20 protein-coding genes and 4 pseudogenes are annotated in these 25766 nt (G+C 62.8%); 23 read left to right on the top strand and 1 reads right to left on the bottom strand.

Annotation, left to right across the window (positions count from 1 at the left end):
• Window positions 1–119: 119 nt before the first annotated feature.
• The 4 genes from panD to NKH89_RS23940 all read left to right on the top strand — a co-directional run bounded on the left by panD (window position 120) and on the right by NKH89_RS23940 (window position 4043).
• On the top strand, window positions 120–548 hold the full coding sequence (gene panD / locus NKH89_RS23925; protein WP_352910220.1) for an aspartate 1-decarboxylase: 429 nt from the start codon (window positions 120–122) through the stop codon (window positions 546–548).
• Window positions 549–648: 100 nt separating this feature from the next.
• The gene (locus NKH89_RS23930) at window positions 649–1734 is read left to right on the top strand and encodes a D-alanine--D-alanine ligase family protein (protein WP_352910223.1); all 1086 of its coding nucleotides are present in this window, start codon (window positions 649–651) and stop codon (window positions 1732–1734) included.
• A 61-nt stretch (window positions 1735–1795) separates the two neighbouring features.
• The gene (gene alr / locus NKH89_RS23935) at window positions 1796–2956 is read left to right on the top strand and encodes an alanine racemase (protein WP_352910226.1); all 1161 of its coding nucleotides are present in this window, start codon (window positions 1796–1798) and stop codon (window positions 2954–2956) included.
• A gap of 157 nt (window positions 2957–3113) precedes the next feature.
• The gene (locus tag NKH89_RS23940) at window positions 3114–4043 is read left to right on the top strand and encodes a MurR/RpiR family transcriptional regulator (protein ID WP_352910229.1); all 930 of its coding nucleotides are present in this window, start codon (window positions 3114–3116) and stop codon (window positions 4041–4043) included.
• On the opposite strand, the gene dsdA is transcribed toward NKH89_RS23940, so the two are convergent.
• Window positions 4000–5313 carry a D-serine ammonia-lyase gene (gene dsdA, locus NKH89_RS23945; RefSeq protein WP_352910231.1) on the bottom strand — a complete coding sequence of 438 codons (1314 nt, stop codon included), beginning with the start codon at window positions 5311–5313 and terminating at the stop codon, window positions 4000–4002. The two genes, NKH89_RS23940 and dsdA, sit on opposite strands and share 44 nt — an antisense overlap.
• Before the next feature lie 184 nt (window positions 5314–5497).
• Here dsdA and NKH89_RS23950 point away from each other — a divergent pair, with 184 nt between their 5' ends.
• The 19 genes and pseudogenes from NKH89_RS23950 (at window position 5498) to nifD (ending at window position 25718) form a co-directional block, all read left to right on the top strand.
• Window positions 5498–6628, top strand: coding sequence for a DmpA family aminopeptidase (locus NKH89_RS23950; RefSeq protein ID WP_352910298.1), 1131 nt, complete (start codon window positions 5498–5500; stop codon window positions 6626–6628).
• Complete coding sequence (locus tag NKH89_RS23955) at window positions 6625–7533, top strand: MurR/RpiR family transcriptional regulator (RefSeq protein ID WP_352910233.1); 909 nt, start codon at window positions 6625–6627, stop codon at window positions 7531–7533. The genes NKH89_RS23950 and NKH89_RS23955 overlap by 4 nt, the downstream gene beginning before the upstream one ends.
• A 408-nt stretch (window positions 7534–7941) precedes the next feature.
• Window positions 7942–8491 (top strand): annotated as a pseudogene (locus tag NKH89_RS23960) (transposase); the annotation flags it as partial.
• Window positions 8492–9159: 668 nt separating this feature from the next.
• Complete coding sequence (locus NKH89_RS23965; RefSeq protein ID WP_352910235.1) at window positions 9160–10362, top strand: cytochrome P450; 1203 nt, start codon at window positions 9160–9162, stop codon at window positions 10360–10362.
• Between the two features lie 94 nt (window positions 10363–10456).
• Window positions 10457–11746: a cytochrome P450 gene (locus NKH89_RS23970; protein WP_352910238.1), complete on the top strand. Its 1290-nt coding sequence runs from the start codon at window positions 10457–10459 to the stop codon at window positions 11744–11746.
• A gap of 1 nt (window position 11747) precedes the next feature.
• Window positions 11748–12035, top strand: a pseudogene (locus NKH89_RS23975) (ferredoxin); the annotation flags it as partial.
• Between the two features lie 27 nt (window positions 12036–12062).
• A complete protein-coding gene (locus tag NKH89_RS23980; RefSeq protein ID WP_352910301.1) occupies window positions 12063–12887 on the top strand; it encodes an SDR family oxidoreductase in 825 nt (274 codons plus the stop codon).
• Window positions 12887–14230 (top strand): cytochrome P450, encoded by a 1344-nt coding sequence (locus tag NKH89_RS23985; RefSeq protein WP_352910241.1) that lies wholly within the window; start codon window positions 12887–12889, stop codon window positions 14228–14230. Before NKH89_RS23980 ends, NKH89_RS23985 begins: the two co-directional genes overlap by 1 nt.
• Window positions 14231–14383: 153 nt before the next feature.
• Complete coding sequence (locus NKH89_RS23990; RefSeq protein WP_352910303.1) at window positions 14384–15382, top strand: polyprenyl synthetase family protein; 999 nt, start codon at window positions 14384–14386, stop codon at window positions 15380–15382.
• Between the two features lie 148 nt (window positions 15383–15530).
• A complete protein-coding gene (locus tag NKH89_RS23995; RefSeq protein WP_352910243.1) occupies window positions 15531–17081 on the top strand; it encodes a hypothetical protein in 1551 nt (516 codons plus the stop codon).
• Window positions 17078–17980 carry a terpene synthase family protein gene (locus NKH89_RS24000; RefSeq protein ID WP_352910245.1) on the top strand — a complete coding sequence of 301 codons (903 nt, stop codon included), beginning with the start codon at window positions 17078–17080 and terminating at the stop codon, window positions 17978–17980. The genes NKH89_RS23995 and NKH89_RS24000 overlap by 4 nt, the downstream gene beginning before the upstream one ends.
• A gap of 85 nt (window positions 17981–18065) precedes the next feature.
• Window positions 18066–19115, top strand: coding sequence for a type 2 isopentenyl-diphosphate Delta-isomerase (fni, locus tag NKH89_RS24005; RefSeq protein WP_352910248.1), 1050 nt, complete (start codon window positions 18066–18068; stop codon window positions 19113–19115).
• Window positions 19116–19166: 51 nt separating this feature from the next.
• Window positions 19167–20334 (top strand): annotated as a pseudogene (locus NKH89_RS24010) (NAD(P)/FAD-dependent oxidoreductase).
• Window positions 20335–20492: 158 nt separating this feature from the next.
• Window positions 20493–20676: pseudogene (locus NKH89_RS35865) on the top strand (transposase); the annotation flags it as partial.
• Window positions 20677–21177: 501 nt separating this feature from the next.
• Window positions 21178–21507, top strand: a complete 330-nt coding sequence (locus tag NKH89_RS24020) for a helix-turn-helix domain-containing protein (RefSeq protein ID WP_352542096.1) — start codon at window positions 21178–21180, stop codon at window positions 21505–21507.
• Window positions 21482–22738: a type II toxin-antitoxin system HipA family toxin gene (locus NKH89_RS24025; protein WP_352910250.1), complete on the top strand. Its 1257-nt coding sequence runs from the start codon at window positions 21482–21484 to the stop codon at window positions 22736–22738. Before NKH89_RS24020 ends, NKH89_RS24025 begins: the two co-directional genes overlap by 26 nt.
• A 24-nt stretch (window positions 22739–22762) precedes the next feature.
• On the top strand, window positions 22763–23071 hold the full coding sequence (locus NKH89_RS24030; protein WP_352910252.1) for a hypothetical protein: 309 nt from the start codon (window positions 22763–22765) through the stop codon (window positions 23069–23071).
• A gap of 152 nt (window positions 23072–23223) precedes the next feature.
• The gene (gene nifH / locus NKH89_RS24035; RefSeq protein ID WP_352456984.1) at window positions 23224–24117 is read left to right on the top strand and encodes a nitrogenase iron protein; all 894 of its coding nucleotides are present in this window, start codon (window positions 23224–23226) and stop codon (window positions 24115–24117) included.
• Window positions 24118–24215: 98 nt separating this feature from the next.
• Window positions 24216–25718, top strand: coding sequence for a nitrogenase molybdenum-iron protein alpha chain (gene nifD, locus NKH89_RS24040; protein ID WP_352910256.1), 1503 nt, complete (start codon window positions 24216–24218; stop codon window positions 25716–25718).
• Window positions 25719–25766 lie beyond the last annotated feature (48 nt).

Genomic DNA, 25766 nt, shown 5'->3' on the forward strand with positions numbered 1-25766 from the left:
CGAAGAGAGGAAAGCACCATGGCAGGTCTGCGTCAGATCGCCTTCTACGGGAGTGGACGCACCGGCAAATCCACCACGTCCCACCCCGCGTAGCGTTCCATGACCTAAAGAGGAAGTAGATGAGAAAAGTCGTAGCCGCCAAGCTTCATGGCATCACTGTCACTGATGCGGATCTGAACTACCACGGTTCGATCACACTGGACCCGGATCACTGCGATGAGGTGGGGATCTTTCCACTGGAATTCGTTGACATCTGGAACAAGGCGTCAGGTGCGCGTATCAGCACGTATGTCATTTATGGTGAAAGGGGTTCCCGTTGCTGTGTGCTGAACGGAGCTGCCGCTCGTACCTGCCAGGTCGGAGACGAGATCATCGTTTGCTCCTCCGCGTACGTTGATATGGAGCAGATCGCCGAGATCAAGCCGCGAATATTGACGTTCAATCGGGGCAATTCTGTGCGCGATCGCATGTTCTACGATGTCAGCGTCCGGGAGGATGGAGCGATGACGTTCGCGGTCCGCGAGGGCTCACCGATGGGAAGGTCTTGAAACTGGTCCGAGTCCCTCGCTAATCGGCGATCGGCCTAGGCGGCGAATTCCAAGCTCGGCAATAAGCCGCCCCGCAACTCACTCCGAAGAGGAAACGAGCATGCAATTGGCACTCATGTATGGCGGACGGTCCGTTGAACACGACTGGTCGATTGCAATGTACAATCACTTCGCTGACGTCCTTAACAACGCTGTTGATGTGAGTATTTCGCCAGCATTTATTTATTATATCAGCCGATCCGGGGATTTGCTCAGGCTCGCCCTCTACCGGGATCGCCTTCCCAAGCATGATGAGTTTACGAATCGCGCCGAGACGTATCCGCTCACCTCGCTCGCTTATATACTAAAAAATGACAGCATTTTCGTCTTCTCACTTCTTCAGGGCCAAGACGGAGAGGACGGGCAGATCCAGGCTCTTGCCCAGTTCTATGATGTCCCGGGCAGCTTTGGTGACAAGACTGCGGCCATGCTCTCCGCAGATAAGTATTTGCAGGGCCTAATCGCCAATCGACTTTGTCACGATCTGACTCCCATTCCGACGATCCACGTCTCCCAAGGTGATCTCGACGCCAGCATAGCCGAGGCTCTGCGGTACCTTGCTGGACCATGTGTTCTCAAGCCGAACACGCTCGGAGGATCCTTCCTCACCGAGTGTGTCGACAATCTGTCGGAGGAGGGCCTTCGTTCCTATTCCGAACGGATCGCTGCGTATGACGCCTCATTCTTAGTCCAGCAACGGATTGTCGGAACAGAGTACACCTGCGGAGTCTTGATCAACCGCCATGAAGTTACAGTACTTCCGGTTGCGCGGATCAATAATCCCTCGGGATTTCTGGGCTATGATCAGAAGACGCAGAAAGGCAGCTACATTGTTGATTTCCATAACATTGAGAACAACCTTCAGACCCGCATCGCCTCGATATCAACGAAGATTGCTCGGGAGTTCAGGCTCCACACCTTCGGGCGCCTCGATTTCATCGTCGATGACCATGAACGCGTCTATTTCTTCGAAGTCAATGTGGTCCCGGGTCTGACAGCAGGAAGCATCTTTCCGATGATGCTCGCAAAAGCCGGATTCGATCTGTGCCATGTCGTTGGGCTGGCTGCCTCCAATGAGATCTCCCATAGGCATCGCGAAGAGGTTCGCAAGATCGAGACCAGCCGCATCCGTTATGGATCGCGATAACCAATAGCAGCTTCGCTGCCATTTCCGCTTCCTAGAAGGTTGCAGTCACTGCCCAGGACCAATGCTTCACTGCCATTCACTCGACATAACGGTTGACCTCAACAATCTTGCCTGGAACTACGACGAGTTCCGGGCTCGTTGTCCTGGTGCCACCGTTGCGGCAGTCGTCAAGGCGGACGCCTATGGGGTGGGACTCAGTGCAGTTGCTCGCCGATTGGCCTCGAACGGTTGCACAACCTTTTTCGTGGCTCATCTCCAGGAAGGGGCTCGGCTTCGCCGGCACAATTCCGCTGGCGAGATCTATGTCCTCAACGGTCTTCTTCCTGGAACCGAACCCGCCTATGAGAGGCTCAACCTCAAACCAGTACTCACGTCGAAACTTCAGGTTCGGCTTTGGATCGCGTTCTGCGAACGTGAAGCCTGGACTGGAGGGGCCGCCCTTCATGTCGACACCGGGATCAATCGGCTCGGCTTCCGGGTCGAGGAACTGCCTGCCCTGAAACGTCTGATCGCAGGCCGCACGCAGTATTTCGATCTGATCATGAGCCACTTTGCTTGCGCCGACGATCCTTCAGATCCTCGCAACGGGGAGCAGATTGAGACCTTCTGGCAAGTCCGAAGGGAGTTTGGAGAGCTCCGACGGGCCTCGCTAGCGAACTCGGCAGGGTGCTTCCTCGGTTCTAGTGCTCACTTCGACTTGGTGCGTTCGGGTATTGGTCTTTATGGCGGTAATCCGTTTGTGACCCGCAGCAACCCCTTTCGACAGATCATTTCAGCCAATGCGAGGCTCCTCCAGGTGAAGACTCATAGGCAAGGAGAGTATGTAGGCTACGGACGAGCTTTCCGGCTCCAAGGGGACAGACTGATTGGGGTCATTTCTTTGGGTTATGCAGACGGATATCCGCGCTACCCAAGTCTTGGGAATCAGGATCGACTGCAGGTCTATTATAAAGGTCGGTCAGCCCACGTCATCGGTCGGGTTTCCATGGACACATCGATCATTGACCTTAGCTCGGCAGCCGATCTAAAGCCGTCGCTCGGTGATCTGGTCGAGGTCTGTGGCCCGTCGCAATCGCTAGATGAGCTCGCCAAAGCAATAGGTTCTATACCTAACGAGGTCTTGACGACGCTTGGCTCAAGATCCGTTCGTTCGTATGTCGGCGATCACGAGCTTTCGGTCGCCGCATCGCTTCATCGGCCAGGCGATCATCGTGATTACTGACATGTGTACCGGTGTCCATTTGAGCCGCAGCAGCGGCTCGTCACGGGAACGGCTGATGGATGGGGCTGATGCGCAGTAAAGTAGGGGAAGGTAGTCCATTCCTACTGCCGCATCGGAACACCGTCCGAGGACGGACCATGATGCTCTAGAGGACGTCATGCACAAATATGGACGACTGATTAGCACAAGCCGAAAAGATGCGGCGCATCAGGCCCCTGTCGCCTATCCTTTCGTCGAGAAGATCAAGGAGCGGCAGGCGACAATCTCGCGAGCAGAAAGCATCATCGCGACTTACCTTCTCACCCATCTCCGGGAGATCCCGTTCGAGACGGCGGCCTCGATCTCCCGCAAGCTGAATGTCAGCGCTATGACGGTGGGGCGCTTCCTGCGTTCCCTCGGCTATGCAGGCCTTTCCGCCCTGAAGGAGGAGTTGAGCAGCACCGTTCATCAGATCGACTGGCTCGTGGGCGAGCGCTATGAGCATATCATCTCGCCGGATAGTTCCAACAGCGAGGAGGACGGAGCCGCACCGGACCTTTCGAAGAGTCTCGACTTGGAGCTGAAGGCAATCGTCAGCAACTACGAGTTGGCTCGCACGGCACACTTCAGTCACGTTGTCGCATTGGCCGCCAAAGCGGATCGGGTTTATGTGGCGGGCTTTCAGACCGTGCGCGGCCTAGCTATGGACTTTGCCATGCGTCTCGAATACGCGCGCCCGCGTGTCCGCTTCATGGATGGCGTCAGCGGTACCTACAGCGAACTGTTCGCGGACGGAACTGGAAAGCCACTTCTCATCGTCGTGGATGTCCGACGCTACGCGAAGCAGGCCATTCTCTTGGCGCAGCAGGCCTCACATGTGAACATTGATCTCGTGATCGTCACGGATGCGGCTTGCTACTGGGCACAAGATCTCACGGACAATATTTTCCGGATCGCCACTGATGCCGACATGTTCTGGGAAAGCAATGCGCCGGTGACAAGCTTTCTTAATCTTATCGTAGACGACGTCATCTGCCGTCTTGGCCCTTCGGCCAAAAAACGCATTAAGCAACTGCAGAAGGGGCGATGTCATGTTGTCTGCGTATAAACGCGTTCCGGGATTCACCGCATGAGAGATAGGCTTGAAACTCGTGCGATGGCATCAATGAGCCTCCAGTTGTCCAACTAACATGGGTTGCCTGCGAAAGTTTTGGGACCGAGCCGAGCGCAACGTCGGTAAGGCGAGATGGTCCCGCCAGTGCCGTTGCAGCGGAGGGTTCGACGTCAATACCACAGATCGAATGCAGCCGAAGAAGCCAGCCAAAGGCTTCTGCATCGCCGATGGTGTATATGCCGGCCAAACGGTCGAAGAGCAGAGGCGCGACAAACATCGAAGCCGCTCCCACAGCGAGGCCATCGAGTTCCGTGCGGTTGGTCAGTGCGATGTCGTAGACGGAAACCGCCTTGCCAGGCCCGCTTAACATCTGCACCAGCATGCAAGGAGAGTCGGTCGGTTCAGCGAAGAAGCAATGTACCTGCGGACCGAATATCAGCTTTAGCCCATAGGTGATCCCGCCGGGTGCGCCACCAACCCCGCAAGGCAGATACACGACTAGCGGATGCTCAGAATCCACAAGCACACCCGCGGCAGCAAGTTGATCTGCCAATTCATACGCTCCGCAGGCATAGCCACTGAACAAGTCGGCGGATTGCTCGTCATCGACAAAATAGGCGCTTGGATCGCCTAGAGCTATCTCCCGCCCACGTGCGACTGCTTCGCCGTAGTCACCTGCGTGTTCCACAACGGTCGCGCCATGGTCGCGCAGCCGCTGCTTTTTCCACGCCTTGGCATCGGTGGACATGTGCACGACGGCCCTAAACCCGAGAGCCGCGCCGAACAGACCGATGCTAACTCCAAGGTTGCCGGTGCTTCCGACAACGACGGAGTGCTGCGCAAATAAATTTCGCGCTTCGGAAGACGCCAGCGGCAGGAGATCCTGCCCCGGCTCAATCAAATCGTTTTCGATTGCCAGTCGTTCGGCGTGCGCGATCACCTCGTGGAAGCCGCCACGCGCCTTTATCGAGCCGGCAATCGGCAAAGCGTGATCAGCCTTGACGAACCACGGTCCTGTCGGTGCGGGCTCGATCCCCGTGATCGGAAGTAGGGGCGAGTAGATGGGTGGGTATCCGGTGTCGGAGAGCTTAAAAAGCGCCCGGATCAACCTTTCAGATCGGCGCAGCCGGTCGCGAGCCTCGTCAACTTGCCGTGTCAACTCGGGCACATCCGCCGGATAAGCCCGCGCCCCTGCATTAAGCCACAGCCACGGGCTGCGATCCTGAAGATGGCTCAGTGCAGCTGAAGGTATGGAGCTCGTCATCATGCTTCCTTCTACAGGGAACGGGTAGATCAGATATCGCGCTCAGGAAGCCAATCCTGAAAACGTGTGTCTGACTAATTTTGTTACAAAAGTATCATACTGTAAAGAATATTATTTAGCTATCATTTGGCGCGAATGCTCGCTAAAGTACGAGGGACTGGAAATTCAACAGACGAGGATACCAATGGAAACCACTCAACGCTTGGCATGTGATGCTTCGGCGAAGCCGCGGGCACGCGAACTAGGGCTGCCGTTTTCCGGAAAGACCGGTCCCCATAACGCCATAACCGATGTTGCCGGCGTAGAGGTGGGCTATTCGACCGTGATCAGCGACGCGCCGCCGTCGGGCAGAGGACCAGCGCGCACCGGTATCACTGCCATCCTTCCGCGAGGCCGCAGCGGTCCTCTTCGGGCGCCTGTGTGGGCGGGATTCCACTCCCTTAACGGCAATGGCGAAATGACTGGAACACACTGGATCAAGGAGGCTGGTTATTTCACGGGACCGATCGCCATCACCAATACCCACAGCCTTGGAACCGTTCATCAGTCGATTCTGGAATGGATGATCGACAAGCCCGACACCGGCGTCGGACCCTATAAGTTCATGCTGCCCGTGGTCGGCGAGACATGCGATGCCTACCTTAACGACATGGACGCCTTTCACGTTACCGCCGCGCATGTGAAGGAGGCTCTGGATGGTGCTTCCAGCGGACCGCTGGCCGAGGGTAATGTCGGCGGCGGGACGGGAATGATCTGCTTCGAGTTCAAGGGCGGCACCGGGACGTCGTCTCGCGTGGTCGACTTGCTCGGTTCCCGCTATACCGTCGGCTGCCTCGTTCAGGCAAACTTTGGAATTCGACCGCTCCTCAGAATTCTCGGCGTTCCTGTCGGCGAACACCTCACATCGAACCGGCTTTGGGCCGGCGAGCAGGGTTCGATCATTGCGGTGGTGGCGACAGACGCGCCTCTCATGCCAACCCAGCTGGAGCGGCTCGCACGGCGGGCGGGCCTCGGCATCGGCCGCACGGGCACGCCGGCAGGAGACGGATCGGGCGACCTTTGCCTTGCCTTCTCGACAGTAAACCTGACCACCAGTGAGTCGGCCACAGCACCCGCTATCGGCGATCTCGCTTTCTTACCGAACAACAGGCTCGACCTCCTGTTTGAGGCCACGGCGCAGGCGGTGGAGGAAGCGATCATCAACGCCATGGTGGCGGCCGAATCGATGGTGGGGCGCGAGCACAGGCTTGTTGCCGCCATCGAGCACGATGCGGTAAAGGAGGTTATGCGCAACTATGGACGAATGAACGCATGAGCGGCAAGCAAGCGCCCCAGCCGGAGCCGCCCTCCTTTCCCTTCGTGGAGAAGATCAAGGAACGGCAGGCGACCTTCTCGAAGGCGGAAAGCGCCATCGCCGCCTATCTCGTCACGAATATCCGCGACATACCCTTTGAAACCGCGGCTTCGGTCTCGAGCAAGCTCAAACTCAGCCCTATGACCGTCGGGCGCTTCCTGCGTTCACTCGGCTATGAGAATCTCGCCGCACTTAAGGAGGAACTGGGCAGCACAATCCATCAGATTGCCTGGCTTGTCGGAGAACGATATGAGCGCATGACGTCCGCTGAGCGGTCCAGGAAAGAGGCGGGTAGTGCCGCGCAGCATCGTGCCGCAAGTCTCGATTTGGAATTGAAGGCTGTCATCAGCGCCTATGAGCAAGCCGTCACAGAACGTTTCGGAGAAGTGGGGGAGATGGTCGCCAAGGCCGATCGGGTCTATGTGGCTGGCTTTCAGACTGTGCGCGGCCTGGCCATGGACTTTGCCCTCCGCCTCGAATACGCCCGCCCGAATGTCGGTTTCATGGACGGCGCCAGCGGCACCTACAGCGAGTTGTTCGCAGACGAAACCGGAAGGCCGCTCCTCATTGTTGTAGACGTCCGGCGCTACGCAAAGCAGGCCATGCTCTTGGCCCGGCAGGCCTCGCAGGCGAACATCAATCTTGTCATAATCACGGACTCCGTGTGCTACTGGGCGCAGGAACTCACCGACAACGTGTTCCGAGTGGCCACCGACGTCGATATGTTCTGGGAAAGTAACGCGCCAGTGACAACCTTCCTCGGTCTTCTTGTGGATGAGGTGATCCAGCGTCTTGGCCCATCGGTCAAGAAACGCAGCGAGCGGCTGCAAAAGCTGCAGGACAATTTCGGAAGTTTTGCCGATTAGCAGTCAGAATGCGGGCGAGCGTCCCATCGCTCGTCAAGCCGTCCGCTCACGAACGCAAGGGCATCTACTCCAGCCGTTTGGCCAAGCCTTGATGTCAGCCAGTTGACCACTTCGCGCATTGATCATTCGCGCGTCTGATGGTGGGACGCGACCAGGCTCCGAGATCGATACAATCCTTCTCGGTCGCAAGTCGCGAACTACTCTCAGGCGAGGCTGCAAGCGCCAGCCTAAAAATTGTCAAAGCACTTGTGGCCATCCAGCGGCCGCCGGCGGGGCCACGCCGAGCAGGACGTAGATGAGAATAAGAGCGTCCGGGACTTGAGCGTACGATGGTTGGACCGATGGCATCATGTCGTCAGTTGGATGCGAACCTGAGCCGCCGAGCAGATGGGGCCTTGAGCCGTGCCGGCCCACGAAGGCATCAAAGCGGCGGCCTCCGAGGTGCTCAACGCCACCTGGCAACGCTGTCGAGTTCATTTCGCCCGCAACGTGATGGCGCATGCCGGCAAGAGCGGCCGCCGCGTCGTCTCGGCCTTCATCGCCACCGCCTTCGCCCAGGAGACGGCGGAAGCCGCAAGCGTGCAGTGGCGTGCCGTTGCCGACCAGATCCGGCCCAAGGTGCCGAAGCTCGCCGCCATCATGGACGATGCCGAACACGACGTGCTCGCCTACATGAGCTTTCCCAGGGAGCATCGGACCAAGTTGCACAGCACAAACCCGATCGAACGGCTCAATGGCGAGATCAAGCGGCGCACCGAGGTTGTCGGCATCTTCCCCAACGACAACGCCATCGTCCGACTTGTCGGCGCATTGCTCCTAGAACAGAACGATGAATGGGCTGTGCAGCGGGCGCGCTACTCTTGAGACCATTAGCCGGATGAGCGATGATCCGCTCATCAGCCTGCCGGCGCGCTGTCATTCCGGCCCTTGCCGGAGAGCGCGGCGACCAATGCCGTAGGTACACCACTCCCAGAGACACGATCTACGGTCAGGGGGCCTGCCCTCATTCCAGGACAGGACAACTGATAAAGAAGGTGTCGCCGGCTGTCTGACGACTATCCGACACTGTTCTGTCGCCTTTGTTGGTCCGCGACACCGGCCTATTTCGCCGAGCTCTTGTCTGGCCTCAGGCTAGGCCGCTGAAAAGAAATCACAATTTTTTCTTCTGCTGGGTCGGCCAAATTGGCACGAGTTTTGATGCTCCTTCGTTGCGGGCCGGGAGCCGCCGACCGACTTTCATTTCGTGGATGACACCGCGATCGATGGAACGAAGAAAGAAAAGCAAAATGTCAAATCCGCATGAGATAGCATTCTATGGGAAGGGGCCTCGGCGAAACCGCCCCTACCAAACAGCTCGCCGCCCTTGTCGACCCCTTGCGCAGGAAATGTTGATGGCCGGCTTCGACTCAAGGCCCACCACACCTACCTTAGCCTGAACTCCGACGGTGCAAAGTTCTGCATCTCGCCGCGCGGTATGCCTAGGCAGTTAGACGTTGGCCGATCTTGATAATCGAGTCGGGCTACGCCGCGGAGGACGTCGTCTGCATGCCGTCTTAGGTCATTCGCTGCCCGCAGCGCTCGCCGGTCACCTTTCGCCCTTCCATCGCTACAGAGTGAAGTGCCACCATGTCCGAACAACCCTTGCCGACGCTGCCGATGTGGCGCGTCGATCACATCGAGCCCTCGCCCGAGATGTTGGCGCTAGGCGCCAACGGTCCGATCCACCGCGTGCGCTTCCCGTCCGGGCACGAAGGCTGGTGGGTGACAGGCTACGACGAGGCCAAGGCGGTGCTGTCCGACGCGGCGTTCCGGCCCTCGGGAATGCCGCCGGCGGCATTCACCCCGGATTCGGTGATTCTCGGATCGCCGGGGTGGTTGGTCTCGCACGAGGGGGGCGAGCATGCCCGGCTACGCACGACCGTGGCGCCGGCCTTCAGCAACCGCAGGGTGAAGCTGCTCGCGCAGCAAGTCGAGGTGATCGCCGCGCAGTTGTTCGAGACACTGGCGGCCCAGCCCCAGCCCGCCGACCTGCGGCGCCACCTCTCCTTTCCACTTCCGGCCATGGTCATCAGCGCGCTGATGGGCGTGCTCTACGAGGATCACGCCTTTTTCGCCGGGCTGTCCGACGAGGTGATGACGCACCAGCATGAAAGCGGCCCGCGCAGCGCGTCGCGCTTGGCCTGGGAAGAACTGCGCGCCTACATTCGCGGCAAGATGCGGGACAAGCGCCAGGATCCTGGCGACAACCTGCTGACGGATCTGCTCGCGGCGGTCGACCAGGGCAAGGCGACCGAGGAAGAGGCGATCGGCCTGGCGACGGGCATGCTGGTGGCGGGGCACGAGAGCACCGTCGCGCAGATCGAATTCGGCCTGCTGGCCATGTTCCGCCATCCGCAACAGCGCGAACGCCTGGTCGGCGATCCATCCCTGGTGGACAAGGCGGTGGAGGAAATCCTGCGCATGTACCCGCCGGGCGCGGGCTGGGACGGCATCATGCGCTATCCGAGGACCGACGTGACCATCGCGGGCGTGGATATTCCTGCGGAGAGCAAGGTGCTTGTCGGCCTGCCGGCGACGTCCTTCGATGCGCGCCATTTCGACGACCCGGAAATCTTCGACATCGGACGCGACGAAAACCCGCACCTGGCGTTCTCCTACGGGCCGCACTACTGCATCGGCGCGGCGCTGGCCAGGCTGGAACTCAAGGTGGTGTTCGGTTCGATCTTCCAGCGCTTTCCCGCGCTGCGCCTGGCCGTGGCGCCCGAAGAACTGAAGTTGCGCAAGGAGATCATCACTGGCGGGTTCGAGGAGTTCCCGGTGCTCTGGTGATGCGCGGACGCCGCCGGGAATCGCGATCTTCTCCGCAATTTGCCGGCGCGCCTGGCGCGCGCCGGTCAGATCAGCCAGCCAACAGGTAACCAATATGGACGTGCAAGAGACCACGGCAGCATGCCGGGACGCCTTCGCCGAACTGGCGTCGCCAGCGTGCATCCACGACCCGTATCCGTTCATGCGGTGGTTGCGCGAGCACGATCCGGTGCATCGCGCGGCGTCGGGCCTCTTTCTGTTGAGCCGCCACGCCGACATCTACTGGGCGCTCAAGGCCACGGGCGATGCTTTTCGGGGACCGGCGCCGGGCGAACTGGCGCGCTATTTCCCGCGTGCGGCGACCAGCCTGTCACTCAATCTGCTGGCGTCCACGCTAGCGATGAAGGAACCACCGACGCATACGCGTCTGCGCCGGCTGATCTCGCGCGATTTCACCATGGGCCAGATCGACAACCTGAGGCCAACCATCGCTCGCATCGTCGCAGCGCGCCTGGACGGCATGGCGCCCGCGCTGGAGCGCGGGGAGGCGGTGGACCTGCATCGGGAATTCGCGCTGGCCTTGCCCATGCTGGTTTTCGGCGAACTGTTCGGCATGCCCCAGGACGACATGTTCGGGCTCGTCGCCGGCATCAGCGCCATTCTGGAAGGCCTGAGCCCGCACGCCAGCGATCCCCAGCTCGCCGCGGCGGACGCGGCCAGCGCCAGGGTGCAGGCCTACTTCGGCGACCTCATACAGCGCAAGCGCACCGATTCCCGCCACGACATCGTGTCAATGCTGGTCGGCGCACACGACGACGATGCCGACATGCTGTCGGATGCGGAGTTGATCAGCATGCTGTGGGGCATGCTGCTGGGCGGCTTCGCCACCACTGCTGCGGCCATCGACCATGCGGTCCTGGCGATGCTGGCGTATCCCGAACAGCGGCACTGGCTGCAAGGAGATGCCGTGGGGGTGAAGGCATTCGTCGAAGAAGTCCTGCGCTGCGACGCGCCCGCCATGTTCAGCTCCATTCCGCGTATCGCCCAGCGCGACATCGAACTGGGCGGCGTGGTGATCCCGAAGAACGCGGACGTGCGCGTGCTGATCGCGGCCGGCAATCGCGACCCGGACGCCTTCGCCGATCCCGACCGCTTCGATCCCGCGCGGTTCTACGGCACCAGTCCTGGCATGTCGATCGACGGGAAGATCATGCTGAGCTTCGGCCACGGCATCCACTTCTGCCTCGGTGCGCAACTGGCCCGGGTGCAGTTGGCCGAGAGCCTGCCGCGGATCCAGGCGCGCTTCCCCACGCTGGCATTGGCCGAGCAGCCGACCCGGGAGCCCTCCGCGTTCCTTAGGACGTTCCGCGCGCTGCCGGTGCGGCTGCATGCGCAGGGGGGCTGAGATGCGCGTCGTGGTCGACCAGGATCTGTGCGGAACCACCGGGCAGTGCGTGCTGACGCTGCCGGGCACCTTTCGCCAGCGCGAACCGGACGGCGTGGCCGAAGTGTGCGTGGCGACGGTCCCGCAGGCGCTGCACGCCGCAGTGCGGCTCGCGGCCAGCCAGTGCCCGGTCGCCGCCATTCGGGTCATCGAAAGCGACGCTGGCGATGGCGAGCGCGCCAGCGCCGACCCTGCGCCTTCTCCGGCGGAGGCCGAGCGGCATGCCGCGAAAGACCAACGCAATCCAGGAGGACACGATGGACGGTTTGAAGGCAAGGTGGCCGTGGTGACCGGCGCCGGCGCCGGCATCGGCAAGGCATGCGCCCTCGCCATCGCGCGCGGGGGCGGCAGAGTGGTGGTGGCCGATATTGATGGCTCGGCGGCCATCGCCTGCACCGCTCAGATCGCGGCTGAAGCGGGCCACGCGCTGGCCCTGGCCATGGACATCGCCGATGAGCAGGCGGTGGCAGCGCTGTTCGAGACGGCGGAGCGGCACTTCGGCGGGGTCGACCTGCTGGTGAACAATGCGAGCGCCATGCATTTGACCCTGCGCGACCGCGCGATCCTCGAGCTGGACCTGGCGGTCTGGGATCAGACCATGGCGACCAATCTGCGCGGCACGCTGCTCTGCTGCCGGCAGGCCATCCCACGGATGATCGCCCGCGGCGGTGGCGCGATCGTCAACATGTCGTCGTGCCAGGGGCTCAGCGGTGACACCGCGCAGACGTCCTACGCCGCGTCGAAGGCGGCGATGAACATGCTGTCGGCGTCGCTCGCCACCCAGTACGGTCATGCGCAGATCCGCTGCAACGCGGTTGCGCCGGGTCTCGTCATGACCGAGCGTCTCCTCGCCAAGCTGGACGAGTGCATGCAACGGCATCTGCGCCGGCACCAGCTCCTGCCGCGCGTCGGCCGCCCCGAGGACGTGGCGGCGCTGGTGGCGTTCCTGCTCTCCGACGATGCTGCGTTCATCACGGGCCAGGTCGTGTGCATCGACGGCGGCATGCTGGCGCATGTGCCGACGTACGCCGACGGTGGCAACAGCTGCGCCGCGCGGCCTGCCGGCGACACCGCCGAAGCGGCCGCGGCGGCGCGCTGCTGATGGACATGCTGCTCAACCCGCTCAACCGTCGGCACCGGCTGCGATACGACATCCCGGTCATGCCCGGCGCTTTCCCCCTGGTCGGGCATCTTCCCGCTATCGTCTGCGACCTGCCGCGCCTGCTGCGGCGCGCGGAACGGACGCTGGGCAGCCACTTCTGGCTGGATTTCGGCCCTGCCGGACACCTGATGACCTGCGTGCATCCGGATGCGTTCGCACTGCTCCGGCACAAGGACGTGTCCTCGGCGCTGATCGAAGAGATCGCGCCCGAATTGCTTGGCGGAACGTTGGTTGCCCAGGACGGCGGCGCACACCGGCAGGCGCGCGATGCGATCAAGGCGGCGTTCCTGCCCAAGGGGCTGACCCAGGCCGGCATCGGCGACCTGTTCGCGCCCGTCATCTGGGCGCGGGTGCAGGCGTGGCGCGACCGCGGCGACGTAACCATCCTGCGCGAAACCGGCGACCTGATGCTCAAGCTCATCTTCAGCCTCATGGGAATCCCCGCGCAGGACCTGCCGGGATGGCATCGCAAGTACCGGCAACTGCTGCAGTTGATCGTCGCGCCCCCGGTCGACCTGCCAGGACTGCCCTTGCGGCGCGGCCGCGCCGCCCGAGACTGGATCGACGCGCAGTTGCGCCAGTTCGTCCGCGACGCGCGCGCGCATGCCGCGCGCACCGGGTTGATCAACGACATGGTGAGCGCCTTCGACCGCAGCGACGATGCGCTTTCCGATGACGTCCTGGTCGCCAATATCCGCTTGCTGCTGCTTGCCGGTCACGACACCACTGCCTCGACGATGGCCTGGATGGTGATCGAGCTGGCGCGGCAGCCTGTGCTGTGGGACGCCCTGGTCGAGGAGGCGCAACGCGTGGGCGCGATGCCGACCCGGCACGCGGACCTGGCGGAGTGTCCGGTCGCCGAGGCGCTGTTCCGGGAGACGCTGCGCCTGCATCCGGCGACCACGCTCCTGCCGCGTCGCGCCCTGCAGGAATTGCAACTCGGCCAACGGCGCATTCCCGCGGGCACCCATCTGTGCATCCCGCTGCTGCATTTCTCGACCTCGGCGCTGCTGCACGAGGCGCCTGATCAGTTCCGCCTGGCGCGGTGGCTGCAACGCACGGAGCCGATCCGGCCGGTGGACATGCTGCAGTTCGGTACCGGCCCACACGTCTGCATCGGCTACCACCTGGTATGGCTGGAAATGGTGCAGTTCTGCATCGCCTTGGCGCTGACCATGCACAAGGCCGGGGTGCGGCCGCGGTTGCTGAGCGGCGTCGAAAAAGGCCGGCGCTATTACCCGACCGCACATCCTTCCATGGCAATCCGAATAGGCTTTTCATGAGCTGGCATCGCATGCCCGTGTGGCGAGGCAGCGGCGCCGGCGAGGCGCGGCATTGCTGCACTCAGCGCACGCGCTCGGTGCGACGCCGGCAACACCGCGGCGGCTTGGCGCTCGCCGTGGCCATCTCGTGTCAGGTACAAGGACATGAAAAACATGCAGACCGGTTCCACGCTACACGACGACCGAACTGGCGTTTCCGCCCTCGGCGGATTGGGTGCGCAGGCGCGCGGCGCATCCGGCAGGCTGCTGCCGGAGATCTGGATGCAGGACGGCGCAAAGCGGGTCGAACAGGCGCTGGCGCGTCTTCTCTGCGCCGAAGACGACGGTGAGACCGAGCTGATGGCGGCGATGCGCTACGCCACCTTGCATGGCGGGAAGCGCACCCGCGCCTTGCTCTGTCTGGCTGCCGGCGCACTGGCCGACACGCCGGCGCACATGCTCGACGACGTCGGCGCCGCCATCGAGATGATGCACGCCTGTACCCTGGTCCACGACGACCTGCCCGCGATGGACGACGACGTGCTTCGCCGCGGCCTTCCGACCGTGCACGTCAAGTTCGGCGAAGCCACTGCGATCCTGGTCGGCGATGCGCTGCAGGCGCACGCCTTCCTGACCCTGGCGAGCCTGGATGCGCCGGGCGACAACCGTATCGCGCTCGTGCGCGAACTGGCGCAGGCGGTGTCCGCCGAGGGTGCCGCAGGCGGGCAGGCCATGGATCTGTCGCTGGTCGGAAAGCACGCCGAGCTGGACAGGATCGTGGCGATGCACCGGATGAAGAGCGGAGCGTTAGTGCGCGCGTCCGTTCGCATGGGCGCGCTATGCGCCATCGCGGAGGATGCCGCGCACGCTGCGCTGTACTGTGCGCTCGATCGCTACACCGCCTGTTTCGGCTTGGCGTTGCAGGTGGTCGACGACATTCTCGACGCGACAGCGGATACCCCGACGCTGGGCAAGACCCCCGGCAAGGACGCGGCGGCGCAGAAGCCGACCTGCGCGTCGATCATGGGGCTGCAGGCAGCGCGCCAGTTCGCGCTGGATTTGTTGCGCGACGCCGGGGAAGCCATCGCCCCGCTGGGGCCGCGTGCGGAACGGTTGGCGCAGATACTGCAGCGGGCCAACGGGTATCTATTCAAGCACGCGCCATGCGCATGAGCACGCCCGTCCGCATGGAGTCGCCCCTGTGCCGCTGCGATCGGCCGGCGGCAGCGGTGCATGCTGCACTGTGTCCGAGTCCGCGGCGATGTGCGCGGCGTCTGCCGATCCTGGTTCTCGTCAACCGTCTGCAGAAGGAACGTCCCGCGTGAACGCGCTGTCCGAACAGATCCTTTCCGAATTGCGCCGCCTGCTGAGCGAGATCAGCGACGGCGGCAGCGTCGGTCCGTCCGTCTACGACACGGCGCGAGCTCTGCAGTTCCACGGCAACGTCACCGGTCGGCAGGACGCATACGAGTGGCTCATCGCGCAGCAACAGGCCGATGGCGGATGGGGAAGCGCGCACTTCCCGCTGTTCCGCCATGCGCCCACGTGGGCGGCGTTGCTGGCATTGCAGCGTGCCGATCTTCTTCCCGGCACTGCCCACGCAGTCCAGGCTGCAACCCAGTTCCTCGAGCGCCACCCCGATCCCTACGCGCATGCGGTGCCGGAAGACGCCCCGATCGGCGCGGAGCTGATCCTGCCGCAGTTGTGCGGCGAGGCCGCATCCTTGCTGGGCGGCGTGGCGTTTCCGCGCCACCCGGCGCTGTTGCCGTTGCGGCAAGCGTGCTTGGTCAAGCTGGGGGCGGTGGCGACATTGCCGAGCGGCCATCCGTTGCTGCACTCCTGGGAAGCCTGGGGGACGTCGCCGACCACCGCATGCCCGGATGACTACGGCAGCATCGGCATCAGTCCGGCGGCCACCGCCGCGTGGCGTGCGCACGCCGTGACACAGGGGAGCACGCCGCAGGTCGGGCGCGCCGACGCGTATCTGCAGGCGGCATCGCGGGCGACGCGCAGCGGCATCGAAGGTGTCGTTCCCAATGTCTGGCCGATCAATGTGTTCGAGCCATGCTGGTCGCTCTACACCCTGCATCTGGCCGGTCTGTTCGCGCATCCCGCGCTCGCCGAGGCGGTGCAAGTGATCGTCGCGCAGCTCGACGCCCGCCTGGGCGTGCGCGGTCTGGGCCCGGCCTTGCACTTCGCGGCCGATGCGGACGACACCGCCGTTGCGATGTGCGTCCTGCGCCTTGCAGGCCGCGACCCGGCGGTCGATGCGTTGCGCCATTTCGAAATCGGCGAGCTGTTCGTCACCTTTCCCGGCGAGCGCAATGCCTCGGTGTCGACCAACATCCATGCCCTGCATGCGTTGCGAATGTTGGGAAAGCCCGCCGCCGGCACCAGCGCCTACGTCGAGGCCAATCGCAACCCGCACGGTCTATGGGACAACGAGAAATGGCACGTTTCGTGGCTGTATCCCACCGCGCATGCGGTCGCTGCGCTGGCGCAAGGCAAGCCCCAGTGGCGCGACGAGCGCGCGCTGGCGGCGCTGCTGCAGGCGCAGCGCGGCGATGGCGGCTGGGGCGCCGGTCGCGCGTCCACATTCGAGGAAACCGCCTATGCGCTGTTCGCGTTGCACGTGATGGACGGGAGCGAAGAGCCGACAGGGCGCCGGCGCATCGCGCAGGCGGTGGCGCGTGCGCTGGAGTGGATGCTCGCCCGCCATGCGGCGCATGCATTGCCGCAGACGCCGCTGTGGATCGGCAAGGAACTGTATTGCCCCACCCGGGTGGTGCGCGTGGCAGAACTCGCCGGGTTGTGGCTGGCGCTTCGTTGGGGGCGGCGCGTCCTGGCCGAGGGAGCAGGAGCGGCGCCATGATCCAGACCGAACGCGCGCTGCAGCAGGTGCTGGAGTGGGGGCGTTCCCTGACCGGGTTCGCCCACGAGCATGCCGTGGAAGCGGTCAGGGGCGGCCAGTACATCCTGCAGCGCATCCACCAGAGCCTGCGCCACACCAGCGCCCGCACCGGCCGCGATCCGCAGGACGAAACGCTGATCGTGGCGTTCTATCGCGAACTGGCGCTGCTGTTCTGGCTCGACGATTGCAACGACCTTGGCCTGATCGCGCCGGAGCAGCTCGCCGCGGTGGAGCAGGCGCTGGGGCACGGCGTGCCGTGCGCGCTCCCCGGATTCGATGGCTGCGCTGTGCTGCGCGCTTCGCTGGCCGCGCTCGCCTACGATCCTCGCGACTATGCTCAGCTTCTCGACGATACCCGGTGCTACTGCGCGGCGCTGCGCGCCGGACACGCGCAGGCGGCAGGGGCGGAACGCTGGTCCTACGCCGAGTACCTGCACAACGGCATCGATTCGATCGCCTACACGAACGTGTTCTGTTGCCTGTCGTTGCTGTGGGGACTGGACATGGCGACCTTGCGCGCGCGTCCGGCGTTTCGCCAGGTCCCGCGGCTCATCTCCGCGATAGGGCGCTTGCAGAACGATCTGCATGGACGCGAAAAGGACAGGTCGGCCGGCGAGGCCGACAACGCGGCGATCCTGCTGCTGCAGCGCTATCCGGCTATGCCTGTGGTGGAGTTCCTCAACGATGAGCTGGCCGGCCATACGCGCATGCTGCACCGGGTGATGGCGGAAGAACGCTTTCCCGCGCCGTGGGGACCGTTGATCGAGGCCGTGGCGGCCATCCGCGCCCAGTACTACCAGACCTCGACCAGCCGCTACCGCAGCGATGCTGCGGGGGGAGGCCAGCGTGCGCCGGCCTGAACGCACGGGAGGCGGCGGCTTGCGCGCGCTGCCGTCGGTCCGATCCGACGCAACGCCGTCGCCCGATGCGACGGATGGAGCGAGCATGAGCGACACCGCCCTGAGCCGGCGCAAGGACGACCATCTGGACATCGTGCTGGATCGGCGAACGGCGTCGGCCACGGTCGCCGCCGGCTGGGAGTACATCCGTTTCGAACACTGCGCATTGCCCGAGTTGGACCTGACGCAGATCGACCTGCGCGCCTCGCTGCTGGGCAAGACCATGCGCGCGCCGCTGCTGATCAGCTCAATGACCGGCGGCATGCCACGCGCCGAGGCCATCAACCGGCATCTGAGCGAGGCAGCGCAAGCCTTGGGGATCGCGATGTGCGTCGGTTCGCAGCGCGTGAGCCTGCGATCCCGCAACTCCCAGGGGCTGACGCGCGCGCTGCGCCGCCTGGCCCCAGACATTCCCTTGCTGGCCAATATCGGCGCCGCGCAACTGCGCGAGGCCGACGGCCTCGACCTGGCGCGCCGGGCGGTGGATGCGCTGGAGGCCGATGGACTCATCGTCCATCTCAATCCGCTGCAGGAGGCGGTACAGCCGGAGGGCGACCGCGACTGGCGCGGCGTCCTGGCGCAGATCGCTCGCGCCGCGCGCAGCGTGGGCGTGCCGATCGTGGCCAAGGAAGTGGGGTCGGGCCTGTCCGCTTCGGTGGCCTGTGCGCTCGTCGAGGCGGGCGTGGTGGTGATTGATGTCGCCGGCGCCGGCGGCACCAGTTGGGCCGCGGTGGAGGGCGAGCGCGCCCGCGATGCCGCCGACCGCTCAGTAGCGATGGCGTTCGCCGATTGGGGGATTCCGACCCCGGCCAGCGTGCAGGCGGTACGTCGGGCGCTGCCAAGGGTGAAGCTGATCGCGTCGGGCGGGGTCCGCGACGGCGTCGACGTGGCCAAGGCCATCCGCCTGGGCGCGGACATCGCCGGGCAGGCGGCCGGCGTGCTGCGCGCGGCTAGGGTATCCACCGAGGCGGTTGTCGCGCATTTCGAGATCGTCATCCGCCAGTTGGCCGTCGCCTGCTTCTGCACCGGCTCGGCTGATCTGGCGGCGTTGCGTCAGGCGCGCTTGTTGCCCTCGGCACATCTGCCCGCCGGTTGATGCCGGCATCGCCCGCACGCGGCGGGCGCCTAGAACCGGAAAGGCGAAAAAGTGCATTACGACGTCATCATCATCGGCGGAGCCATCGTCGGCTCCTCGGTCGCCTATTATCTGCGCGAGGAAGGGTTTTCGGGCTCGATCGCGCTTGTCGAGCGCGACCCGCAATTTTCCCATGCGGCGACCACGCTGTCCTGCGCCTCCATCCGCCAGCAGTTCTCGATCCCGGAAAACATCCGGCTGTCGCAGTTCACGCTGAAACTGTTCCGGCGGCTCAGGGAAGAGTTTGGCGCGGACGCCGATATCGGCTTTCGCGAAGGCGGCTACCTCATCCTTGCCGGCGAGAACGGGCTGCCGATCCTGCGGGCCAACCACGAGGGCGCAGATGGCCGAGGGCGCCGACATCGTGCTCGAGGATGCGGAGGCGCTCGTCCGCCGCTTTCCGTGGCTGTCGGTCGAGGGCATTTCCGCCGGCGCCTATGGCCGCAGCGGCGAAGGCTGGTTCGACGCGCATGCGATGCTGATGCTGTTCAGCAAGGCACTGCGAAGCAAGAACATCGATTTCATCACGGCGTCGGTGACCGGTATCGAACGGCAGGGGAAGCGCGTCGCCGGTGTGACCCTCGACAATGGCGAGCGGCTCGAGGCCGGCACCGTCGTTAACGCCGCCGGGCCGAATGCCGGCAAGGTGGCAGCAATGGCCGGGCTGGCGCTGCCGGTGGAGCCGCGCAAGCGCAATGTCTTCGTCTTCGAGGCGCGCGAAAAATATGACGACATGCCGCTGCTGGTCGACCCGAGCGGCATCTATGTCCGGCCGGAAGGTTCGGTCTACATCACCGGCGGCGCCGAGCCGGAAGAGGGCGAAGGCCCCGCCGACCCCGGCGATTTCGAGCCCGACTGGCCGCTGTTCGAGGAGGTGATCTGGCCGGTGCTGGCGACCCGCATTCCGGCCTTCGAGGCGATCAAGCCGACGCGGGCCTGGGTCGGCCATTACGACTACAACACGCTCGACCAGAACGCGGTGATCGGCCCGCATCCCGAGGTCGGGAATTTCTTCTTCGCCAACGGTTTTTCCGGCCACGGCTTGCAGCAGGCGCCGGCGGTCGGCAAAGCGCTGGGCGAACTGATCGTGCATGGCGGCTATCGCACGGTGGATTGCTCGGCGTTCGGGTACAGCCGGATCGCCGACGGGCGGCCGTTTCGGGAATTGAATGTGATTTGAGCAGGAAGGGCGGGTGCGCCGCGACGGCCCTTTTGATGCTGGAGGGACAGAGGGGCGCGAAGGAACGCGACAGGCGGTGGATGGCCCAAAGCTGGCGAAAACAGCCGGCCAGGGCCTGCCGCGAACGGAATGATTTTGTGATTATCGTGGCGCTCGATCCGCCGCATTTCCGGACGATCAGCGACTTCCGCAAGCGGCATTTGAAGGCGCTCGTGGCGCTGTTCGTGCAGGTTCTGAAGCTGTGTGCGACGGCAGGATTGGTCAAAATCGGCCATGTCGCGCTGGATGGCAAGAAGATCAAGGCGAACGCGTCGAAACACAAGGCGATGAGTTATGAGCGCATGAAGAAGCGCGAGCTGGAATTGAAAGCCGAGGTCGCTCGCATGCTGACGGCGGCCGAGGCCGCGGATGCCGAGGACGACGTGACTTTCGGCAAGGACAAGCGCGGCGACGAGATGCCGGATTGGGCCGGCGACAAGCAGAACCGGCTGGCCAAGATCCAGCAGGCGATGGCGTCGCTGGAAGCCGAGGCCAAGCTGGGGGCGCAAGAAGAGCGCCGGATCGAGGCCGAAAAAGAAGAGCAGCGCCAGGCCGCAGGCCGCAAGAAGCCTGGCAAACCGGCGGCGCCATCAGAGGAGCCCGGTGGCCATAGCAGCTGTTCTCGGAGGAACGTCGCTCGCTGTGCGGCGCTAAAGCCTGAGAGATCCTCGAAGAAGGATTGATCTCTTTGCATATCATTATCTTCATATATGATACGCGAACAGATCATAAAAGTTTTGACTTGCTCGCTGGATGAGATACCTTTGCGTATCATTGCGGATTGGAATAGATCGTATACGTATCATGATCGACTCTGAATCGGAAATTTTGCGCGAAATCGGTGGGCTTTTCAGGCAGGCGAGGCTGGCCGCTGCCATGACGCAGGAGCAGGTCGCTGACTTGGCGGGTATATCCCGTCCCCGCTATCGCGACATCGAAAAGGGAGCCGCAGCGGCGCGTGCGACGACGCTCATGAATATCGCTCGCGCGCTCGGTCTGGAAATGATGCTGGTTCCGCAAGTCATGGTGCCGGCTGTCCAGGCTCTATTGCGTCCGCATGATGATGACGATCGACCCGCCTTTGTTTCTCAACCTGACGATGACGATCATGGCTCCAGTCTTTCGCGCACCTAAGACGATCCCGTCGCTGGACGTGCTCTTGAACGCACTGAAGATCGGCACAATCGTTAGGACGCCGGGCGATTTCAATGCATTCAATTTCGATGAGGCCTACCGCGCGACGGGCGGCTTTCCGGTTTTCAGCCTGTCGTTCCGGGCAGCGACGGGAGGATTGCGGAAAGATCCGAAGCCTCTGGCGGGCGCCTTGCCCGCTTTCTTCGCGAACCTCCTGCCGGAGGAGAAATTGCGCGAGGCGATGGAAAAGCACCACGAAGGCAATGTGCGGCCAGGCAATGATTTCGATCTTTTAGCGGCGCTGGGCGCCGATCTGCCGGGAGCCGTACGGGCGTTGCCCAGTGACGGCGCGATAGCGGTTTCGCAAGATGCTTCAAAGGATAAGCCCAAGGCACGGTTCTCACTTGCCGGCGTGCAAATGAAGCTGTCGGTCATGAAGAACACTGGAAAAGGCGGCGGCCTTACCTTGCCGATGGACGACGAGCAGGGCCGGTACATCGCCAAGTTCCCTTCGACGGCGTTTCCGGGCGTTTCCGAGAACGAATTCGCCAATCTGGCGCTGGCTGCAGCAATCGGCATGGAGGTTCCTGAATGCGAACTGGTCGAGAAGTCCGATTTTGAGGGCGTTCCCGAAGAATTCAACACGCTGTCGGAGGGCAAGGTCCTTCTCGTCAAACGCTTCGATCGCGGCGCCGATGGCGAGAGGATACACATCGAGGATTTCGCTCAGGTCTTTGGTGTCTATCCCTCACGCAAATATGAGGGGGCCGCTTATCACGACATAGCCTTGGCCCTTGGCGTGGCCGTCTCGCCTACGGCGGCTCTCGAATTCGTCCGCCGCGTGGTGCTGACGGTCATCACCGGCAATGGCGACATGCACCTGAAGAACTGGTCTTTGATTTATCCAGGCAACGGCGACAAGCCGGTGCTTGCACCAATCTACGACGTTCTGTCGACCGTGCCATATATTCCCGCCGACGCCATGGCGCTTTCACTTGGAGGGGAGCGCTCGTTCAAGGCGCTAGCAGCACCGCGATGGAAAGCATTTGCGAACCGTGCAAGGCTTCCGGAGCCGGCAGTCCTGAAGGCAGTGGTCGAGACCGTCGAACTCGTGAACGAGCACTGGTGGCATCTGCCTGAGCGCGACGTTGTCGCAGCGAAAGTGCTCGAGCGGATCGACGAACATGTGAAGGCGATGACGCCGATACTGAACTCCTGCGCCGATAAGTGAGCCGAGTCCCCTTGGGTTGGTGATATGGCGGAATTATCCGCCCGTGGCCCCGGATGGATGGCCGTGGATCGATGGTATGCCAGCGTGGCGCGCAAGATTCCGCGCAGTGTCGATGAGGACACGCGAGAACCAAGTACGTCAGCTCGCCGGAACAGAAGAGTTCGCAGCATCCCGCAATTAACGCTAGAGGTCGAGATGCTGTTCGCCCACCTCGACACAACGATGCGGTTCACGAATGCGGTGACTGAGGATCGCGATCCGACGCTTTATGTCGCCATTGTCGGCTCCGCTACACGGCTTGTTCCGACGATCCTTTCTTTGGCCTCAAGCTAAATCCCTGAAAAGCAACCATGAAATTATTCTTCGGTTCGATCAGCCAAATTGGCACGAGTCTTGAGATCCTTGGGTGCGAGGCGGCGACAGCTGCCCGACCGGCATTCATGTCGCGGCAGCCGCGATGAATGGAACGAAGGAAGGAAAGCTACATGTCAGGTTTGCGTCAGATCGCCTTTTACGGCAAGGGCGGCATCGGCAAGTCCACCACCTCCCAAAATACGCTCGCCGCCCTTGTCGACCTCGGGCAGAGAATCCTCATCGTCGGCTGTGACCCCAAAGCCGACTCCACCCGCCTGATCCTGAACGCGAAGGCGCAGGATACAGTCCTGCACCTCGCGGCAGAGGAAGGTTCGGTGGAAGACCTGGAACTCGCGGACGTGCTCAAGGTCGGCTACAAAGGCATCAAATGCGTGGAGTCGGGCGGCCCTGAGCCGGGTGTCGGCTGCGCCGGCCGCGGCGTGATCACCTCGATCAACTTCCTCGAGGAGAACGGTGCCTACGACGATGTCGACTATGTCTCCTACGACGTGCTCGGGGATGTGGTGTGCGGCGGTTTCGCGATGCCGATCCGCGAGAACAAGGCCCAGGAAATCTATATCGTCATGTCCGGCGAGATGATGGCGCTCTATGCCGCCAACAACATCGCCAAAGGCATCCTGAAATACGCCCATTCGGGCGGCGTGCGGCTCGGCGGCCTGATCTGCAACGAGCGCCAAACCGATCGCGAGCTCGACCTCGCCGAAGCGCTGGCTTCCAGGCTCAATTCCAAGCTCATCCACTTCGTGCCGCGCGATAACATCGTCCAGCACGCCGAACTCAGGAAGATGTCTGTCATTCAATATGCGCCGGACTCCAAGCAGGCCGGGGAATACCGGGCGCTGGCCGAGAAGATCCATGCCAATTCGGGCCAGGGCACCATCCCGACCCCGATCACCATGGAGGAGCTCGAGGAAATGCTGCTCGACTTCGGCATCATGAAGACTGACGAGCAGATGCTTGCCGAGCTTCAGGTCAAGGAAGCGGCCAAGGCGGCCGCACAGTAACGACCGCTGCCGAACGAGGCGCGGCCTTGACCTGGCGCGCCTTTCAAAGAACGGCGCCTCGTTGGTGAGGCGTCACCCTGAACCTTGAAAGGGGTCCCATGAGCCTGGAATACGAGAATGACGGCGCCCTCCATGCGAAGCTTATCGAGCAGGTGCTGTCGCAATATCCTGACAAGGCGGCGAAGCGCCGCAAAAAGCACCTCAGCGTCGCAAAGAGCGGCGACGACGCTGGCGAGGAAAACGAGGTCCTTTCCGAATGCGAGGTCAAATCGAACATCAAGTCCATCCCCGGGGTGATGACGATCCGCGGCTGCGCATATGCCGGCTCGAAAGGCGTGGTGTGGGGTCCAGTCAAGGATATGGTCCATATCTCGCACGGCCCGGTCGGCTGCGGGCAATATTCCTGGTCTCAACGCCGCAACTACTATGTCGGCACGACGGGCATCGACACGTTCGTCACGATGCAGTTCACCTCCGATTTCCAGGAGAAGGACATTGTTTTCGGCGGCGACAAGAAGCTGGAACGGATCATCGACGAGATCGAGGAACTGTTTCCGCTGAACAAAGGCATGAGCGTGCAATCCGAATGTCCGATCGGCCTGATTGGCGACGACACCGAAGCGGTGTCCCGCAACAAGGCCAAGGAGCACGAAAAGACGATCGTGCCAGTGCGCTGCGAGGGCTTCCGCGGCGTCTCGCAATCACTCGGCCACCACATCGCCAACGACGCGATCCGCGACTGGGTGTTCGAGAAGAAGGACGTCGAGTTCGAGGCCAGCCCGTACGATGTCAATGTGATCGGCGACTACAACATCGGCGGCGACGCCTGGGCTTCCCGCATCCTGCTCGAGGAGATGGGCCTGCGCGTGGTCGGCAACTGGTCGGGCGACGCTACGCTGGCCGAAATAGAACGAGCGCCAAAGGCCAGGCTCAATCTCATCCATTGCTACAGGTCGATGAACTACATCTGCCGGCATATGGAGGAAAAGTATGGCATCGCCTGGATGGAGTACAATTTTTTCGGCCCCTCCCAGACTGAAGCCTCTCTGCGCAAGATAGCCAAGCATTTCGGGCCGGAAATCGAGGCCAAGGCCGAGGCGGTCATCGCCAAATACCGGCCGTTGGTCGATGCCGTCATTGCCAAGTACCGGCCGCGCCTCGAAGGCAGGACGGTGATGCTCTATGTCGGCGGGCTGCGCCCCCGTCACGTCGTCACGGCATATGAGGATCTAGGCATGGTGATCGTCGGCACTGGCTATGAATTTGGCCATAACGACGACTATCAGCGTACCGGTCATTACGTGAAGAAGGGCACGCTGATCTATGACGACGTGACTGGTTACGAGCTGGAGAAGTTCATCGAGGGGATCCGTCCTGATCTCGTTGGCTCCGGCATTAAAGAAAAGTACCCGGTCCAGAAGATGGGCATACCGTTCCGTCAAATGCATTCCTGGGATTATTCCGGCCCGTATCACGGCTACGACGGCTTCGCCATCTTCGCCCGCGACATGGATCTGGCCATCAACAACCCAGTCTGGAACCTCTACGACGCCCCCTGGAAGAAAAAAGCCGAGCCGTCGGCGGCGATCGCAGCCGAATGAAAACCTGGCCTCCCGGAAGCCGGGAGGCCGTTGAACGCCTGTGGCGCT

Source organism: Mesorhizobium sp. M0923 (assembly GCF_040319365.1).
Classification (GTDB): Bacteria; Pseudomonadota; Alphaproteobacteria; order Rhizobiales; family Rhizobiaceae; genus Mesorhizobium.